Source organism: Pseudovibrio sp. WM33, assembly GCF_001623165.1.
GTDB lineage: Bacteria > Pseudomonadota > Alphaproteobacteria > Rhizobiales > Stappiaceae > Pseudovibrio.
In genome coordinates this window covers 1-18375 of sequence record NZ_LMCK01000109.1, presented here as the reverse complement: position 1 = coordinate 18375, position 18375 = coordinate 1, and the positions used below count along the sequence as shown (strand labels likewise).

The following is an 18375-nucleotide window of genomic DNA, read 5'->3' as shown; positions in this document are numbered from 1 at the left end:
CATCCAAAGCTGCTCCTCTCACTCGGAATTGCAGTCAGCAAGCACGCTAGTCTCCGTATCCACTCCTATTCAACCCTTTGTAGGGACACTGGAATTTTTAAGATTGACGGTTTGAAGGTTGCACTAAGACCCGCCTCAGGCGTCAGCCTTTGCGAAGGCAAACCAGAACTGTTCTGCCACTGGTTTCGTCTGTGAATAGATTTTTCGGAACGGCGCAGGGAAGTTTGCTTTGGCAAAAGCAATGTCTCTTTCCAGAAAATGCTTGCGATAAATCCCCTCAACATCTTTGGAAAGGACCGCTGCTCGTTTGCCTTGTTTGCAATAATCAAGCGCACACTTGAGCAACACGCCCCGAAGCCCTGCATCCTCAATCGCAGAAAGCTGCGGAATGATTGATAGTCCGAGCTCATTTAGACCCGAGTTCGCCCGGTGGCCGAGATCATCCGGCTCCAGCAGTTTCTTCTCGTAAAACTTGTTTATGACATCAACATACTCAACCGGATGCTTCTCCATCGCCTCCTGAGGCAGGTACGTGACAGAAATCCGCTCTAGTTGCTGTGCAACACTTTGCCATGCAAACGAGGGAGTGACTGCCTTATTTGCAAATTCATGAAAGGTTTTGGGAGTGCCCTGCCACGACAGGCAATGGAGAAAGAACGAGACCAGGAAATCGGTACGGTTTCGCACGGTGACCAGCGTTTTAACTTGCACACCTCGTCGCTGCAGTTCTTTCACGAGCTGAGAGTAACGTTTGACGTTAGGATAGAACTGTTTGTGGACGAACGCCTTCCCCATGAGTCTTTCGTGAGAAATTCTATAGGTGTCTGTCTCTGGCTTAGTAATTGCTTCCTGAAAAAGGTCCGCCAGTTCCTCTGCCTTGGGCTTGATCATACGGTTTTCATAGAGCCGCATAAATGAGCTTGCTTTGAAGCTCGTGCGATCATCAAACAAATCAGGGTGTTTGGAGTAGAGCTGCTTTTGCAGGGCAGTTGTACCGGTTTTATGCGCACCGATATGGATCAGAACCTTCTTCATCAGCACAGACCTTAAGACGTATCCCTGAAACGCGGGGTCGGATTTCAAAATGGATTACGCGACAGATTTTGAAACGAGCATCCGTTCAGCCTAACCACATTGGCCTGTACTGCTATTCCCGAATATTGGCCCCTTTAAAGGGAGAGGCCATGTTCATCAGTGAGCACTCTCAATCCTGATTAGTGCGGGCCAGCTTCGACAAGAAATTGCTGGAGCTGCAGGCTGTGCACCGCAGTCTGGTCTCCCATGCAAACGGACATGGCGAGCGGTGCGTGGCTGCCTCCCTCATAAATCAGCGCATTCGCGGAGCACGTATCATCACGAAACTTGATCCAGTTGCGTTGCGCATTCTTCAGACTGGCTTTCACATTGGTGCTGGCAAGCTTCATGATCTCAGCATACGCAGTGTTGAAGCGCTGGTCCCAGACCATATATTCATGCACTGCGCAGAAAATCATGTGGCTGTTTTGATACTGGCTGCCGATACACTGTTCCATCACCTCCCCAAAATAAGCCATAGCTGGATAGCCACCGCCCTTCTCATCTACGCATTTGGCGATGATGGCAGCCTGCTCCTCAGTTGGCTCTTCAGCCGCCTGAGAGGGAGAGTTGAGTGCGAAAGCCAACGAAAGCGAGAACAGAGACGTGCGAATAAAACTCATAGAAACCTCAAAGTAATTTTCTCTATAAAATGTGATAGGTGATCCGCTATGAGAAATTGCTAACCCAAGTCACTGAGAAAAACCTAGTCATTCTCTACAGAGCCTTACAGATTTCCTGTTTCTTTTACATGTCAAACTGGTTTGGTTTAAAACACGACACAAGAGAGCAGCAGGTCATTCAACTTGATGCGCCTTTGCTTCAGTTAGTCAAACCTAGGCGAAACCGAGTCATATACGGGAAATACGGAGCAAAAGACGCCATATTACGATTTTGTGACGGGCTGGGGAAAACGCACGCTGTGCGCATTTTGCCTGTTACACTTCCCGTTGGTTCGCCAGCTAATAATTATTCATATATTTCAAAAGCTTGCGTGATTTCATACACTTCAACTTTATTGGTCTGCTTTCATCACGCGACGCCACAAAAAACGCAATACTTGCGCAAAATTCTCGCCATAATTGAGCTAAGTATATTGAGTTATTGGCATAAGTGTCTTACGTTATTTATTAAATCATTGAGGTGGCTAATTTGGTTGCCGGATCAATTTCAAGAATCCGCTAAAGCTCCCAAGGCACGCGAGCGATCCCTTGCTTCCCTTCTCGTCCAAACGGGGAAGCGAGAGATCTCGCATATTCTGATAGTCCGACAACTCCTGCTTAAAGACCTTTGCCGTGCATCACGACAACTGCGTTTAAGTGAGCCTCCTATTAATAACCGCGAGAGCTGAATCCGGAGGCTGTGATGGGCAGTTTTGAAATACTTCTACACCTTGCTGCCGGCATTTCCCTACTATTTTGGGCCACCAGAATGATCCGGACAGGCGTTGAGCGAGCAGTTGGTCAAAAATTCCAAGGTTGGATGCAGCAGGCTTCCAAAAACCGCTACACCAGCTTCACAACCGGCTTTCTAGTCTCCATCATCTTGCAGAGTGCAACGGCCACAGCCATTCTCGCGCGCGGGTTCATCAACAAAGGCTCTATTACGCTGGCAGCTGGTCTTGCCATCATGCTTGGCGCAGACCTTGGCTCCACCATGGTCGTTCAGGTGCTCTCATTGGACCTCAGCTGGCTTCTCCCAGTTTGTCTTGTGGTTGGTGGCGCCTTGTTCTCCCGCGGCAGCACACGCACCATGCGCCAGTCTGGCCGCATCATCATTGGCGTGGGCCAGATGCTGATCGCACTGTCTTTCATCGGCATGGCCTCCGAGCCTCTGCGTGAAAGTGGAGCTCTGCCTGTCATCCTCAACCTGCTGATCGGTGACCCATTCGTTGCGATCATCACTGCAGCTGCTTTGACCTGGCTGTTGCATTCATCCGTTGCAGTGGTTCTCATGATCATGACACTGGCAAGCACAGGCGTGCTGCCAATGGAAGGTGCTCTGCTCTTCATTTTAGGCGCAAACATCGGTTCCAGTATTATCCCTCTGGTCCTTACCATGAGCGATAGTGCAGATGTACGCCGTGTACCGCTTGGCAATATGATCTTCCGCGTGGCCGGTGTATTGATCACTTTGCTGCTGATGCGCTTTGATGTGTTTACCATCGACATGCTGGGCGATGATCCGGCACGTGCAATCGCTAACTTCCACAGTGGGTTCAACCTTGCTGTTGTTCTGCTGGGCATTCCAACCATTGGCATTGTCGCTCGCCTGACCAAACTCATTATCTCTGATAGCGCAGGCCAGTCTGACGAAGATGCTGTTATGGAGCGCCTCAGCCTGCTTGACCGCAAGTTGCTGGAAACCCCCGACCTCGCGTTTAACGCCGCTACCCGTGAAATGCTGCATATGAGCGAAAAGGTGGAAGCCATGCTGCGCGGTGTGATGGTGGTGTTCCGTGGTGATGATGCAAACACAGCCAGACGGTTGATGAAGATGGATGACGAGATCGACGATCTGCACCGCTCCATCAAAGAGTATCTGACTGATGTGACCACCAAATCCATGAGCGATGAGGACTATCAGAAGTATACGGAATTGATGAACTACTGCGTTTGTCTGGAACAGATGGGCGATGTCGTTCAGCGCAACCTGCTTGTTCTGGCAGAGAAGAAATCCGGCCTCAACAAGGAGTTCTCACAGGAAGGTTGGAAGGAAATCAAAGACCTCCACGCCGCAGTGCTGCAAAACCTGCAACTCTCTCTGCGTGTGCTCATCACTCGCGATGCTGAGCTTGCGCGGGATCTGGTTGCTCGCAAGGTTCTTGTACGTGAGTTGGAATACAAGAGCCGCGATGCGCACCTGCGCCGCCTGAGCCAGAACCGTCAATCCAGCCGGACAACAAGCTCCATTCATCTGGAAACCATCAGTGATCTGAAGTACCTGAATGCGCTTTTGACCACTGTTGCCTACCCGATTGTTGAAGGGGAAGGCGAACTACTACGCAGCAGGCTCACCAACGAGCCACAGAAAAACCCGGTTAGCGCCGTACCAGTGAGCACATAAGCGCCTCTCCTAACTTTGAGGGAGGCACGGCCGAAGTCAGATTGATACTCTGATTTGAAACGCAAGCCAGTGTTTCCCCCAAGGTCAGGAGCTAAAAGCATGTTTGACAAGGACTATGATGTAACCTTTTCACTCAAACGGCTTTGGATATTCCTCGCCGTTGGCATGGTCCTCTCCTTTGGTGTTCTGCTCTTTTTTGGCGCCGAAATTTACCGCTTGAAACCGCCGATCCCGGACATGGTGGTCTCGGACAATGGCGATATCATCTACACAAAGGATGACATCGAAGAAGGCCAGAATGTCTGGCAGTCTTTAGGTGGCATGCAACAGGGCAGCGTCTGGGGTCATGGCAGCTATGTAGCGCCGGACTGGTCCACCGACTGGCTGCACCGTGAAGCACTGGCTCTTCTGGATGTTTACCACCGCGATCGGGTTGGCTCCGGTTACACCCCACCAAGCGATGAGCAACGGGCCTTCCTTCAGGTCCTCATAGAAGACGAAATGCGGCGCAACCGCTACAACCCTGCCAACGAAACCATCACAATTTCAGATGACAGGGCAATTGCCGTCAGTCAGGTGGAAGATCACTTCACAAGGTTGTTTTCATCCTATGACAACATCGACGGGCAAAATCTTCGAGACGATTACGCCTTCCCTCCCAACATCCTGATCACACCAGACCAAGCCCAAAAACTCTCCGCTTTCTTCTTCTGGACCTCCTGGAGTTCCGTCACGAACCGGCCAGATGATACAATCTCCTACACCAGCAACTGGCCGCATGAACCATTGGTCGGCAATCAGCCAAGCGGAGCAGCCTTCATCTGGACCATTGTCAGTATCCTCCTACTGCTCGGATGTGCGGGAGCGCTGTGTTTTTACTACGTGCGCCAGTATGATTTATGGCGTGAGCGCATTGTGCCGGAAGGCGGTGCTGCATCAAAAAATCCGCTGGCGAATGTAAAACTAACCTCATCCATGCGGGCAACAGCCAAATACTTTTGGGTGGTTGTGGGTCTGATGGTTGCGCAGGTGGCACTGGGAATTCTCACCGCTCACTACGCCGTTGAAGGGCAGGATCTCTATGGCATCCCACTGGCGGAGTTTATTCCTTATTCCATCTCACGCACCTGGCATACACAGCTGGCAGTGTTCTGGATCGCAACGGCCTGGCTGGGCACAGGCCTGTTCATGGCACCGTTACTTTCCGGCAAAGACCCAGCCTATCAGACGCTTGGCGTCAACTTCCTTTGGCTCTGTCTCATCATTATCGTCGTGGGCTCATTTGCTGGCGAATGGCTCGGGGTCAATCAGTTCTTCTCCCGCACGATGAACTTCTGGTTCGGTCATCAGGGCTACGAATATGTTGATCTGGGGCGCTTCTGGCAGATCTTCCTCTTCATCGGCCTGCTGCTCTGGACCGGTCTGGTCCTGCGTGCTCTCTATCCCGCGTTGAAGGGCGGTCATAATCGCAGTCTCATTGCTCTCACACTACTGTCCGCTGTTGCCATTGGTTTACTTTACGGCGCAGGCCTGCTTTGGGGCCAGAACACTCATATCAGCGTCATGGAATACTGGCGCTGGTGGGTGGTTCATTTGTGGGTTGAAGGCGTCTTTGAGGTGTTCGCGACAGCCATCATTGCACTCATTTTTGTGAATCTGCAACTGCTTCGCGCCTCAACCGCAGCTGTCGCCGTCATTTTCGCCACCATCATCTTTATGGCCGGCGGTGTGCTGGGCACATTCCACCACCTGTACTGGAGCGGTACTCCAATCGGTGTGCTGGCGCTTGGGGCAGTGTTCTCGGCGCTGGAGGTTGTTCCGCTATTGGTTATCGGCTTTGAGGCCTATCAGACCCACAAGCTGGAACAGAACACTCAATGGATCAACCACTACAAGTGGCCGCTTAACTTCTTCGCCTCGGTTCTGTTCTGGAATCTGGTTGGTGCCGGTTTGCTCGGCTTCTTCATCAATCCACCACTGGCGCTCTATTACATGCAAGGGCTCAATTCCACACCAGCCCACGGCCACGCCGCCATGTTTGGTGTGTATGGCCTGCTGGGTATTGGCCTCATGTTGTTCTGTCTGCGCTCACTCATTCCAGACAATCGCTGGAGTGACAAGTGGCTGCAGCAAGCGTTCTGGGGGCTCAATATCGGCCTTGCCATGATGCTTGGGCTCTCGCTGATACCGCAGGGGATTTACCAGTCCTACATCAGCTTTACTGAGAGTTACTGGCTCGCTCGTGCACCAGAAACGATCCATGGCCCGGTTATGACTGCATTGGTCTGGGCACGCGTGCCCGGAGACATTGTCTTTAGCTGGGGTATCTTTTCAATCGTCATGTTCATGTATCGGGCTTACTTTGGCCAACCAGTAAATGAAAGAGAACAGACGGCAAAAGCTTAAGGCCTCAAGCGCACTCTCATACTGAGCAAGTGCTTATAAAGCCATAAAAAACAGGCCTCACCTCATTAAGTCGGCGAGGCCTGAAAACGTAGCGGCATACACCGTTTGTGGCGGAGTAGCAACACATACTCTCATTCATGTGTATAGCCATGTGCATTGCGTAAAAGTGCACCTATAATTAGAAAGAGCTATATATACTGGCTACGATTTTTAGTTTTATTTCCGTAAGGTACATTTCTTAGTTGCTTAGATTTCCGCTGTTCCATCATGAACTGACGCGGGTTCTGCGCATTTCAGGTCCTTTGATGCTGGCCATGTCCGGCAGAACTCTGATGATGATCGTAGACCGACTGTGTCTCGCCGCCTATTCCGAACAGACCCTCACGGCCTCTGGCCCGGCGGTCTTCATGGGCATGTCCGCAATCTCCTTCTTCTCCGGCGTCACCCAGATTGGCCGATCAGTCATCGCAGAAGCTTATGCCCGCAGCGGAATAGAAGCGGCACACAAGATGGGTGGCAGACTGTTTGCCGTCGCAATCCTGTGCGTATTGGGCCTCATCCTCACACTGCCTTTACTGATGAACCTGTCGCAGTTCAGCTCCCGACCGGGTGAAATCATTGCACTGGAGAATATTTATCTCAGTTGGGCCATGCTGTTTGGGTCCATCATGATCCTTGATGGCGCAGCGAGTTGCTATTTTGGCGCTGTTGGAAACACACGCCTCATTTTTAAGGCCAGCATTGCAGGCCAGTTGGTGTCCATGCCCATGACCTATGTTCTGGTGTTCGGGCTCTATGGATTTCCCGAGCTTGGCATGGCGGGTTCCGCCATCGGCACGGTGCTTGGGTCCCTCGCTGTGTTGGTTGTCTACCTCACTCAAACACCTCGCGCCCTGCGGGTTGCAGCGTTGAATGAGGCGAAGGCCTTGATCAGTAAATCACGGCGGGCTTTTGAGGTGATTGCGCTCTTCAAACGCGGTGTCCCTTTGGGCGCACATGACAGTACGGATGAGATTGGCAACACCGCCATCATCTGGGCTGTATCCATGGTGGGGGCCACCGCACTGGCGGCCAACAACTTCAACGTCATTCTCAATTATGTCGGCATCATTCCGGTGATCGGCATTGCCAATGGCGCGACGATCCTGTCTTCCCAAGCCATTGGCCGCAATCAGTTTGAGCGTATTCCTAAAATTGCCAGCGCCTCCCTGTTTGTGGCCTTTTCCTATGTGGCAGTCGTGACGGTGCTGTTGCAGAGCTTTGATCGGGAGATCACCTCTCTGTTCTCGCTTGGCAATTATGGGCAGGACATTTTCGAGCTGTCAGTCTCCGTCACCTCACACATCTGGTATTATGCGGTGGCTTTTGCTGTTTCCTTCATCGCCAGCGGTATGTTGCAGAGCTTTCACCAAAACACATATGTTTTCAAAACCCGCATCCTCACCATGTGGTTTGGCAGCGTCCCGGCCTCCTATCTGATTGCTTACAACTGGAGCATTGAGGAGGGTGCGCTTCAACTCATCTGGATCTCCCTGAGCACATTCGAGCTGGGGCTCGGCCTGCTGTTCACAGTCAAGATCTTTTCTTGCCTGAAAGAGCACAACCTGCCCGAGCCTGCATGGGAGACCGAAATTGAGAGAACCGAAGTGACTTGAGCCGCTAATCTACGCGATCAGGGTCTCCACATAATCTGCGACGTCTCTGGCATCCACGGAGGCCTCGCGGACAAGCCAGTCGAAATGATCAGTGAGCGAGCTGACCCTTTCCGCCTCACGAAATGCCAGATAGCACTGCCCTACATAGACCACCGCCAGATTTGGTCCGAAGATGGTAATCGGTGCGCTAAAGACTTTGTGCGCATCAAAGAGAAACAGGCGCAAGCGAGGGAACATTTGGCGGCAGGTATCTGCCACAAATTTCAACTGCTCAACCCGCGTTTCTTTATTCAGATGCGCATAATAGCCAATGCCTTGCGCGCAGGCTTGTATCTCATGAAGCGGGATGGCGATTTCATAATCAGACTGACGCGAGCGCAACCAGTCCAGCTGTCCGCTGATAGACCCAACCACCTCTTCAGGGTCCAACCCGCGAAACGAGGCATACTCCCACGCCAGCATACGGTCTGTTTTTAAAATGTCAGGCAGAGTGGCTGGCACATGGCGCACTTTCAGTCCGGTTGCTTCCTTGTGCCAGTTGAGGATCTGCTCATCAACGGAGGATCGCTCCGCCGGGCTCAAGGCCATTGCAGCTGCAATGATATCACCCGGACGCTCTGGCCTGTTGGTGAGCCCTAGCAACCAATCCGCACTCACCCTGAGCGAGGCTGCCAGATCGGCCAGCAACTGGCTGTTGGGCAACCGCGGGTTTTCATTGTTCAGCAACTGACCAACGGTAGAGCGATCAACACCCGCATTGCGAGCCAGTTGGCTGCGCGTCACATCGGCCTCAGCCATCGCTTCAAACAACCTGTTTCGAAACAAAGTCGCTCTGTCACGCTTGTCCATCAAAATCACCATTGCAGAATAAAATCAACAAAATGAATTTATTGCAGCTAATATACCAAATGTCCAATCTGCATTTTTTCCGGTAGCAACGAGAGGAGGAATTACATTCTTACCTGGACATCTTATATGGACTCTGCATCACGCATTTTTACAAAATCAATTACCTGGCAAGTCATGGGACTTTTCACTATGACGTTGATCGGATTTATTTTTACGGGCTCCGTCACGCTCGGCGGCGGCATTGCCATCGTCAGCTCCATCCTCGGCTTCATTTTCTACTTCCTGCATGAGATGGTTTGGTCCAACATCCAGTGGGGCCGCAAAATTGCCGGTGCAGACACACAGCAGAAAACGCAGAGTTAATCTATTGGAGCTGTCTCACAGCTCCCCTCGTCCTCTTAGCACGCCAAAGATCACACGATACTCAGGAAACGCAAGGTCGGGCAGGCTGACAGCCCCCTGAAAATTCACCCATCGCAGTTCAGTATGCTCATCACCAAGGTTCTTTGTGTCACCTTGCCATTGGGTCACAGTGAACAGATGAAAGACGGTTGCATTGTGCTGATCGTTAACTTGAGTTCTGAACTCAGTGACCTTGGCAAAGGCTTCTGCCTTAATGTCCACTTCCTCTTTCAGTTCCCGCAAAAGAGCCGCTTCCAGCTCCTCCCCAGCTTCAACATGACCACCGGGGAAGCTCCAAACGCCCGGGAAATTCCGCCGGGCCGGGGACCGAAGCCCCATAAGGACATGGTTGTTTCGCAGCAGCAGCCCATTCACAATATCAGTCATCCAAGAGCCTCCCTTAAACCCGAATCTGAACCACGAGTGCTATCTTAAAGAGCCACTTCGTGGCTGTTCACATTAGATCTCCTTAAATCGTGCACCTTTAAAGCAGCGCACAGGATTTCCACGTTCTAGTTCATGATGAAGCTGTCGCTGTGTTTTCCGCAGGCGGTCCTTTTCTGTCACAGAAAGACCTGCAATTTTTTCCTGTAAGCGCTGCACAGCGAGTTGCTTGTTGCGAGCGTTCATCTCTGGCCACCACAGCGAGACCTGTCGGCACGTGAGTCACACGCACCGCGCTTTCAGTCTTGTTCTGGTGTTGGCCACCCGGGCCACCAACGCGCAAAGTCTCAAACCGAAGCTCTTCCGGTTTCGGCTCTCCGCGGTCCTCCGTCAGGGCTGGCAACTCAAACACGCCAATGAACCAGTTCTGCCGTTTGTGGTTGGGGCGAAACGGACTCTGGCATGTCCACTTGATGGTGCCATACGGCCGTGTTGCGCAATTCAAAATGAGATTACAAGGCTAGCCGGGCCTGCAGTCTTGTCAGACCTGACTTGGGTAAGGTTCAATCCAGCAGTTCGACGCGACACCGTGCTATAGTCAGGAACTGGTAAGGTCAGATCCAACAACGCGAACACAGAGCGAACAAATCCCTGTGTTTGCCGTAAAGCCAAACTAAACACAGACTTGACGCGCAAACAGATTTCAATGGCAAGATCCGAATACGTGGCGGCTCTTCCGGGTCGGGTACTCACTGGGGCAACCCAGGCTTCAGTGACGTCCTCGTCAATCCAGACCGTGATGTCACCACGGCGGCGCAAGCTCGCGTTATAGTCCGACCAGTTCGTCACTTTGAATTGGGCTTTATCGAACTTGTGACGCCGATCAGCAGTCTGTTTAAATGGCATTAAGTAGATCTTCTGAAAAGGAAATTTCAGAGAAGATACTCCACGTCAGGGGGATACTGCAACAACGCCGACCTCGTTGGCGTTATGTTCAACGGTCTCACGATTTTGCGCTCTACCCCATCAGAGCGCCGGTTGAAATCTCCCGAAAAAATGATGTGTTCCCACCTGAGCAGGGAGATTGACGGCAACAAGATAACATCAAGAAAGTGCTTATCTGCCGCTATAGACAAAAGCAATAGATCTCTCAATTATTTCTCATTGAAATGACATCAAACGCAGAGTAACTCTAGACATGACTACGAGTAAAACAAGCTCAAGTAACGATTAATACTATTTGCAGCATGGCGCCTTTAGGATAATAAAAATATTTAAATATTACTTAAATTATATACTTAATATAACTTGATTATATATTATATAATATTTTTATATTTGTTGGCTTCGGCACTAAATCATCCACATCAGTAAAAACAATGAAATAGACCATATTTAACTTGGGGTACGAAATGGGAATACACATTTATGTAGATATCTATAGCTATCTTGATGGTAGCGAGGTTATACTTCAACAAGAAAATTATTACGCGAAAGGATCAATCGAGGACAATTATAATTATACTATTACATCGATCTACTCTGGCGAAAATTATCCAGATAATAACTCTGTGGGGAATGGGCATCAACCGCATGCATTCTGCGGCAAAGCGAATAGTCATTCGGACCCAGCCAGAGGTTATGTAACCTACGAACTCCCCAATAAAGTAAATATGAATATTGTTTACTTCGGGGACACTTACGAAGAAGAATATGAACCCAGAGTTTATGAAAATTTTGTTTTCGTGGAGCTCGAAAGTCAATCCGGTAATCTGGGGCAAGATCAATACTTTGTGGTCGTGGAGAACAGTACTCTTTATTCAGAATCAAACGATGACCTGACTGTTAGAGTCAATGTGTACAGTCGCGACGCTGCAGTCCACCGCGATCTGAAAGATAATCTCCAACACGTTGCCTATACACCAACAACGCAGGTACACGTCAACAACACATTGGGTAGCTGGCTCACGCTCAAGAAATATGAGGGGCCACGTGAACTTAATAACGATTCCGTTGAAGGTCCTAAGCAGAGCACTCCGCCAATGGTTCTTAATGGCACTTCTTCAGTGGGACCTGGTCAAACCCTAATAGTAAACTGCTGCCCAGAATATACGAATAAACCTGACGTGTACTTGACCTATAACATTAGCAATGACCTCACCTGCCAGATCATTCCAAAGGGATATCAAAAAAAACCGGAATGTACCTTCAGTTCTGATGCCGGATACATGGCCACAATTAGCCCTGATGAGGATGGCCATAATGATTACACCGTCACAGTTGAGCAACAAATAACATCAGACGTTTTGCACGAACCCGAGCAAGCGATAGCTGATACTTGAACCGGTTTATTCATTGGGACTAAATATCATGATCAGAAATGTATTAGCTGTCGCACTTGGGTATTGTCTTTTTATATTCAACGTAGAAAACTTCGAATTGAAGTTGAATTCAGTTCAGGCATCGCCGTCCCCTTCACAAGTTGCAGGTTCGATCAAAGGTTCGTTTGTGGTCTCTCAGGGCAGCGCAAGCTATAAGATGCCACTAACGCTCCCTCCGGGAACGCGCGGCATTCAGCCTTCATTGAGTTTGGATTATGTAGCCGGGGCGAGTAACGGCATCCTCGGGGTAGGTGTTCACCTGCGGGGAGTGAGTGCAATCACACGTTGCGGCACTCAGATTGTCACTGATGGCGTCAAAGGTGGTGTCAATTACTCCAGTAGTGATCAATTTTGCCTCAATGGTCAGCGCCTGATCAAAGTCGGTCCCAATGAATACCGAACCCAGAATGAAAGCTGGAAGCGGATCACATCGACGGGAACCTGTGGCTCAGGACCTTGTTCGTTCAAGGTTGAGCGTAAAGATGGGACTTACAGCACTTTTGGATACTCAAACGGAGCGGCGATCAAAGTCAACGCATTAAGTGGTACTTCGATCCCCGCAGGATCGATCCGAGCATGGATGCAAGATACCGTCAAAGACGCCAACGGCAATACTATGTCGTTTCATTACACCCAGACTCCGTGCATGCAGATGTCCTGTAAAGATGGAAATACGTCAAATCAGGGTGACACTGGACAAGTCTACCTGGATACCATCCAATATTCTCCCGGCGGGTCGGAGAATTTAATTCAACCGGATGCTCGCAAAATCCAATTTGTCTATGAGACCCGCAGCGATCCGATTGATAGATATCTGGGAGGTGGGATCATCAGGACAAATCTCCGTCTGTCTCAGATCGAAACCAGCATTCATCCATCGGTCTGTTCCGATGGTGGTGCCTGCAAACCTCAGACGGTCATGAGCTATAATCTGGCATACGATCAGGCTCCGACAACCGGACGCAGTCGCCTGGCATCTGTGACACAATGCACGTCATCAGGCATCTGTCTTAATCCCACAAGATTTACGTGGACCTCCGGGGCTAATAGCCTGTTTTTTAAAACTACTGGAACAGACATTCCAGATAATCAGACTGGCACTGTCGGTGATTTCAATGGTGATGGTCGCACAGATATTCTTTGGGGTGATCAACAGGATCAACTTTACTTAACTAACCCCACGGGCACTGGTTTTGAAGGCGTGAAAAATCCATGGCCAAGCGGTGTTGAGTTTAATGATTATGCCGACCATACTTATGGTGATTTTAACGGTGACGGTCTTACCGATGTGTTCTTGCTGGCAAGTAATGGAAAGTACCAATTGTGCCTGAGCGCCGCCAATCTTCCTTTCACTTGTCATAACAATGACCTTGGCATATCTAAGCCAGACTTTCTGCTTAGCGGTGACTTCAACGGTGATGGGCTCAGTGATCTGTTGACGGTTCAATTTGGTGCCGGGACGATTTACTTAAGCGAAGGAACCGTTTTCAAAAAGGCAAGTGATACCAGTACGAGCCTGGAGCTGGACAACTCTGGTGAAAACTATATCGCCGATTTTACGGGTGATGGCAGGGCCGATTTACTGGTTCTCAAGAGCGGTGGTGCAAACCAACTTTACATATCGGAAGGTAACTCCAGCGGCGAAACTACATTGGCCAAAGGCATTTCCCTGCAGAGCGCTGAATTGGAGGGGGATTACCACTGGATCGCTGATTTTAACGCTGATGGCCTCACTGATGTCACAGTATTTAACGGGGATGGCAGCGGGTATATTAACTATGGTACCGGCAGCGGGTTCCAAAATGGTCAGCAGTTAAAAGGACTAAAAATAAATCAAAACAGCGTTGTTGGTGATTTTAACGGCGATGGTCTGGCCGACTTCTTTACAAACAATGTATATTATAGTTGCAACAGCAACAGTCCCCCCCCGAATACCATTTGCAACAACGGCAACCCTCCCAATGGAGGCAATAACTGGGGACTAATGTATCTGGGCAATGGAACCACGTTTCACACGGTTGAATCGGAAGGTTCGCAGTTAGCAATCTTACAGTCTCTGTCTGATGAAAATAGTTTTCTCGGAGATTTCAACGGTGATGGTCTCACCGACATCTTCACCGCGAGGTCCAGCCAAAGCGTATTCAATTATGCGGGAGCATATGAGAGTTCAACCGGTAAGACGAGTGTTGCGGATGCGAACCAGGCTGCCGATATGCTCAATACGGTCACCGATGGCTATGGCCGTCAGATCGTGCTGACGTCCAAGCCAGTTACTGATGGTTCGGTGTACCAAAACACGAAGCTGCCTCAAATTGGAGCCGTACTCAACGGAATCGCAAACCTTTATAGTACGACACCGCTATCACCTATGCTTGTGCAAAGCTATCCGGTCCAGAGATTGCGCAACGCTCGCTATGTGGTCGCGAGTTACACCGATAAGAACGATGCAGATCTGAATAAATCAGGAGCGTTTCAATATAGCTATGATTATAGCTATGAAAATGGCGAGATCAATTTGATTGGTCGGGGCTGGTTAGGCTTTGAGAGCGTAACGGTAAACGACCCCCAGCTTAAGGCACAGACCACAACAACCTATAGACAAGATTTCCCATTCAACAGTCGCGTAGCGACACGAACAGTCTGCGACATGCAAGATCCAGCACCAGATACCTGCGTCAGCGGCTCTGATTTAGTGCGCAAGTATGACAGCATTGCCTGGAATTGTGTTAATTCACAGAGCGGCACTCAGCCCCTGTCGCAATGTACGGTGAATAACGTTGCATATAATCCCGATGCGACGAAGGTGTTTTATGTCACACCCAAACAAAGTGCCATCGAGGACAAGACCCTAGGCAGCAAGGTGGCTACTAACCTCAACTTTGATGATTGGGGCAATCTCACAATGATCTCGGCGCTTGGTGATCAAAATGATCCCTCCAGCGTAGCTCTTTATACCTGCCAATCTTTTCTTCCAGTAGATGAGAAAAACTGGACCTTCGGACTTCTACGGTACCAAAAAAAGACCACCCAAAAAAATTGTACCAGCGATATCTCGAAATGGCAGCAGGGTGACCTCCAGCACAAGCAGTACGACTACGATAAAGAGACACACAATCGAACCAGACGGCTCCGTTGGGATGATCAAAACGATATTTGGCTCGGAGCCAAGATGACGTTCACCGATCAGGGCTTAGTGGAAACGGTGACTGAGCTGAGCGGAGCGACGCCAGTCGAAGTAAGCAACACAACCTACCATATCGAACGGGAGAAGGGGTTTGCAACTTTTGTGGAAACGGTGACCTCGCCGGATCCCGGCACTGGCAAGGGACCGCTGACAAAGAACTATGCCTATGATGCCCGGTTTGGTATTAAGGTGACGAGTAGCGATGCCAACGGAAACCTGATCAATAGCTGTATTGATGACTTTGGTCGCCCAACGGCTATTCAGGGTCCACGCCAAGGAGGCTCTGCTGCATCAGTCAACTGCCTTGATAAGGCACTCTATCCTTATCTTGATGCGAAGTTTACCAATAATACTGACCTAGCGACGACGAAGAAGCACGAGTATCTCAACGATCCGAACCAGAATAAAATGAGTGTGGTTGAACATTATCTGAATACTTGGACTGATGACGACTGGACCTCATTGACGCGAATTCTGGATGGCCAGGGCCGGACAGTGGCCGTCGACTACCAGAATGATCAAGGAATATCCCAGGGGGTGCAAGCCAAGTACCTTGATGCGTCTCATGTCAGTGGCCACTCTCTGCCGGCTTCTGCAAGCGATCCTTTGAACTGGGTGGACTATTACTACGACACTTTGGGCCGCCGGAGGCAAACAAGCCAACCAAGTTGGGATATGGATGGTAATTCTGCCACGACAACAAAAACCTGGACCTATTCCTATCCGAATACAGTGACAGTGACACAGGCCGCCGGAACCGACGAAAGCATGACACAGACGCGAACTCTTCGCTATTATGGCCGGCAAGCGAAGGTTCACATAGCTCAGATCGGAGATCTTAAAACGACGATTGAGCGCGATGGACTGGCCCGGATCACCCAGGTGACCAATCCAAAGCCAAAATCAGGCGCGTCGGTCATAGACAGTTTGAGATACGACAGTCTTGGTCGCGTGATTGAGCGCAGTGACAGCGGCGCAGGCACTAAGACCTATCAATACGATGTCCATGGCAATTTGTGTGGGATAGGCGACAGCCTGGGCCAAACCGCCCAGTTGTTCTGGGATCCTCTGAGACGCTCAACGGTTCAAAAGCTCTACGAGAAGTCCCCGCAAGGTGCGCCGGTCGACTTATGTTCATCACCTAATGGAACCCTACAATCATCCCTGACAATGACTTACGATGTCGCGGCTGATCAAAGCTATACCAATACCTTGGGTCATCTGACGACAGCAAGTATTACAGTGCCTGATGAGCCTGCGATCAGCTACAACTACAGCTACGATTCATGGTCTCGCCCAATCTCCAGGGACCTGCTGCTGGGGAAACAAGCCAAACAAGCATTTGGGTTAAGTTATGATCCTTTGGGGCGTGTGTTAACGCGGTCATATCCGCTGGCCAACGGAACCCGACCTGTAGCTCAAATGAATTACTGGTCGGAAAATGGCCAACTGAGCAAAGTTGCATATGCAGCAGATGGAGAGAGCTTTGATACTTGGCTTGAGCTCTCTCAATATAACCCCTACAACCAACCTGAAGCAGCAGTTTACGGCAACGAGACCAGCGAGATGTGGTCCTACCAGCAAGATGGCTTGCTGGCATCACACAGGGTTGCCGATGGGGCCGGTACCATACTGCTCAATGAAGCCTTTGGATGGAACCAGCGCCGGGATCTCGAATCTATTCTGGACTGCAACTACAATGGTAATTCCGGCCAGCTTGCCTGCGCTGGTCACACTGGTGAAGCTGAAAACGATACAAGCGTACAGTATGTCTACGATATGTTCCGGCGCTTGAAGAGCGTCAGCGGTTCGGCGGTGGGCCTTTACAGTTATGATGACGCTGGCAATCTGATTACTCGCGACGGTGTGGAGTTTGTCTATGAAGGTAATCAGGTCCAGAGTGGGACTGATGATGAAGCTCCAATTTTCAGCGCTATTTACAATGCAAACGGAGAGATGACGGAACGCAAAACCGGGGATAATCTGGACACTAGTTTAGGACTGAAGTACAGCATTAACGGCTGGTTGCTCGAAACGAAACTCAATGAAAAAACTCATGAGCGCTCGACTTATGATCCCTTCGGACGTCGTGTGGTCAAAACAGTCTATCAAAATGATGGAAGCACCGTCGACCATGTAGTCGTGTACCTGGCCTCCGACTATGAGGTCACTCTTTCCAACGGGGGGGGGGCAGAATATACTGTCTATCTAAACGACGCCGAGGGAAAGTTTGCTGCGCTTACCGAGCCACTGCCTGAGCAGGACGCCCGAGCGTTGATTGACGCTCTTGGAACAGAGGTTTCATTCGAGTCGAAAGCATTCGAAGTAGCGGAACCGCAGTCACTCATTTTCCACCGTGATCAAGTAGCCAGCACCAAAGTGGTAACTGAAGAAACCGGCGCGACCTACGCCAGAGTGACATACGACCCCTGGGGCACTCCAAGCATCGCCCCTGCCGATCACGATAAGTTTCGTCCGTTATTTGGTGGTAAGGAGTATTCAAAAGCCACAGGCCTATACGACTTTAATGCACGCCACTATGACACCTTCTCAGGGCGCTTTGTCAGTGCCGATACTCAGGTTGCAGCCGGTCCTCTGACACCTGATGGCCTCAATAGTTATGCTTACGTCCTCAACAATCCGATAAAGTATACGGACCCTACAGGACATGCACCGATAACACCTCAGCAAGGGGCCTGCACCTTTTTTACATCAACCACCTTTGCTCTTGGTGGAGCCAGGGTAGTTATCGATCATAATGCATTGGGTTATACAGCCATTGGCACTGGGGTATTTGGTCTTGCGAGTTGTGATTACTATAAGTATTTTGAGAGGGCTAAAGAAAAATATTTCGGCCAAGAGGACACCCCTGAAACAGTCGAACCTGTTAATCTGGACAACAACCGTTATGATGTTGGGCTAGACGAAGGTCCTGCTGAAGGGGAAGGTGTGGCTGAAGGGGAAGGTGTGGCTG

At 50.2% G+C, this 18375-nt stretch carries 12 protein-coding genes; 6 read left to right on the top strand and 6 right to left on the bottom strand.

The annotated features are described in order from the left end of the window. Positions 1-135 precede the first annotated feature (135 nt). Positions 136-1035 carry a sulfotransferase domain-containing protein gene (locus tag PsWM33_RS19325; RefSeq protein ID WP_063301310.1) on the bottom strand — a complete coding sequence of 300 codons (900 nt, stop codon included), beginning with the start codon at positions 1033-1035 and terminating at the stop codon, positions 136-138. Between the two features lie 179 nt (positions 1036-1214). Then, entirely contained in the window at positions 1215-1697 is a 483-nt protein-coding gene (locus PsWM33_RS19320) for a lysozyme inhibitor LprI family protein (protein ID WP_063301309.1), read from the bottom strand. Between the two features lie 742 nt (positions 1698-2439). Between PsWM33_RS19320 and PsWM33_RS19310 the strand changes: the two genes are divergently transcribed. From PsWM33_RS19310 to PsWM33_RS19300, 3 genes are all read left to right on the top strand, one after another. Next, positions 2440-4140 carry a Na/Pi cotransporter family protein gene (locus PsWM33_RS19310; protein WP_063301307.1) on the top strand — a complete coding sequence of 567 codons (1701 nt, stop codon included), beginning with the start codon at positions 2440-2442 and terminating at the stop codon, positions 4138-4140. 99 nt (positions 4141-4239) lie between these two features. Further along, the gene (locus PsWM33_RS19305; RefSeq protein ID WP_063301306.1) at positions 4240-6546 is read left to right on the top strand and encodes a nitric-oxide reductase large subunit; all 2307 of its coding nucleotides are present in this window, start codon (positions 4240-4242) and stop codon (positions 6544-6546) included. A gap of 242 nt (positions 6547-6788) precedes the next feature. Next, a complete protein-coding gene (locus tag PsWM33_RS19300) occupies positions 6789-8201 on the top strand; it encodes an MATE family efflux transporter (protein ID WP_063287709.1) in 1413 nt (470 codons plus the stop codon). Positions 8202-8210: 9 nt separating this feature from the next. Here PsWM33_RS19300 and PsWM33_RS19295 read toward each other — a convergent pair whose 3' ends face one another. After that, a complete protein-coding gene (locus tag PsWM33_RS19295; protein ID WP_063287741.1) occupies positions 8211-9050 on the bottom strand; it encodes a helix-turn-helix domain-containing protein in 840 nt (279 codons plus the stop codon). A gap of 126 nt (positions 9051-9176) precedes the next feature. Between PsWM33_RS19295 and PsWM33_RS19290 the strand changes: the two genes are divergently transcribed. Continuing rightward, positions 9177-9413: a DUF2061 domain-containing protein gene (locus tag PsWM33_RS19290; RefSeq protein ID WP_063301305.1), complete on the top strand. Its 237-nt coding sequence runs from the start codon at positions 9177-9179 to the stop codon at positions 9411-9413. Between the two features lie 15 nt (positions 9414-9428). On the opposite strand, the gene PsWM33_RS19285 is transcribed toward PsWM33_RS19290, so the two are convergent. The 3 genes from PsWM33_RS19285 to PsWM33_RS19275 all read right to left on the bottom strand — a co-directional run bounded on the left by PsWM33_RS19285 (position 9429) and on the right by PsWM33_RS19275 (position 10742). Beyond that, the gene (locus PsWM33_RS19285) at positions 9429-9839 is read right to left on the bottom strand and encodes an NUDIX domain-containing protein (RefSeq protein ID WP_063296719.1); all 411 of its coding nucleotides are present in this window, start codon (positions 9837-9839) and stop codon (positions 9429-9431) included. A 130-nt stretch (positions 9840-9969) separates the two neighbouring features. Then, positions 9970-10248, bottom strand: coding sequence for a peptide chain release factor family protein (locus PsWM33_RS28515; RefSeq protein WP_244276720.1), 279 nt, complete (start codon positions 10246-10248; stop codon positions 9970-9972). Positions 10249-10337: 89 nt separating this feature from the next. Further along, complete coding sequence (locus PsWM33_RS19275; protein ID WP_063301303.1) at positions 10338-10742, bottom strand: IS5/IS1182 family transposase; 405 nt, start codon at positions 10740-10742, stop codon at positions 10338-10340. A 506-nt stretch (positions 10743-11248) separates the two neighbouring features. Here PsWM33_RS19275 and PsWM33_RS19270 point away from each other — a divergent pair. Next, complete coding sequence (locus tag PsWM33_RS19270; RefSeq protein WP_063301302.1) at positions 11249-12178, top strand: hypothetical protein; 930 nt, start codon at positions 11249-11251, stop codon at positions 12176-12178. A gap of 28 nt (positions 12179-12206) precedes the next feature. Beyond that, a partial coding sequence (locus tag PsWM33_RS19265) for an FG-GAP-like repeat-containing protein (protein WP_153039975.1) occupies positions 12207-18375 on the top strand: 6169 nt, incomplete at its 3' end.

Excerpts from the sequence above, each read along its gene's own strand:
- PsWM33_RS19325 (WP_063301310.1), bottom strand. The coding sequence starts at position 1,035 with ATGAAGAAGGTTCTGATCCATATCGGTGCGCATAAAACCGGTACAACT.
- PsWM33_RS19320 (WP_063301309.1), bottom strand. The coding sequence starts at position 1,697 with ATGAGTTTTATTCGCACGTCTCTGTTCTCGCTTTCGTTGGCTTTCGCA.
- PsWM33_RS19310 (WP_063301307.1), top strand. The coding sequence starts at position 2,440 with ATGGGCAGTTTTGAAATACTTCTACACCTTGCTGCCGGCATTTCCCTA.
- PsWM33_RS19305 (WP_063301306.1), top strand. The coding sequence starts at position 4,240 with ATGTTTGACAAGGACTATGATGTAACCTTTTCACTCAAACGGCTTTGG.
- PsWM33_RS19295 (WP_063287741.1), bottom strand. The coding sequence starts at position 9,050 with ATGGACAAGCGTGACAGAGCGACTTTGTTTCGAAACAGGTTGTTTGAA.
- PsWM33_RS19290 (WP_063301305.1), top strand. The coding sequence starts at position 9,177 with ATGGACTCTGCATCACGCATTTTTACAAAATCAATTACCTGGCAAGTC.
- PsWM33_RS19285 (WP_063296719.1), bottom strand. The coding sequence starts at position 9,839 with ATGACTGATATTGTGAATGGGCTGCTGCTGCGAAACAACCATGTCCTT.
- PsWM33_RS19275 (WP_063301303.1), bottom strand. The coding sequence starts at position 10,742 with ATGCCATTTAAACAGACTGCTGATCGGCGTCACAAGTTCGATAAAGCC.
- PsWM33_RS19270 (WP_063301302.1), top strand. The coding sequence starts at position 11,249 with ATGGGAATACACATTTATGTAGATATCTATAGCTATCTTGATGGTAGC.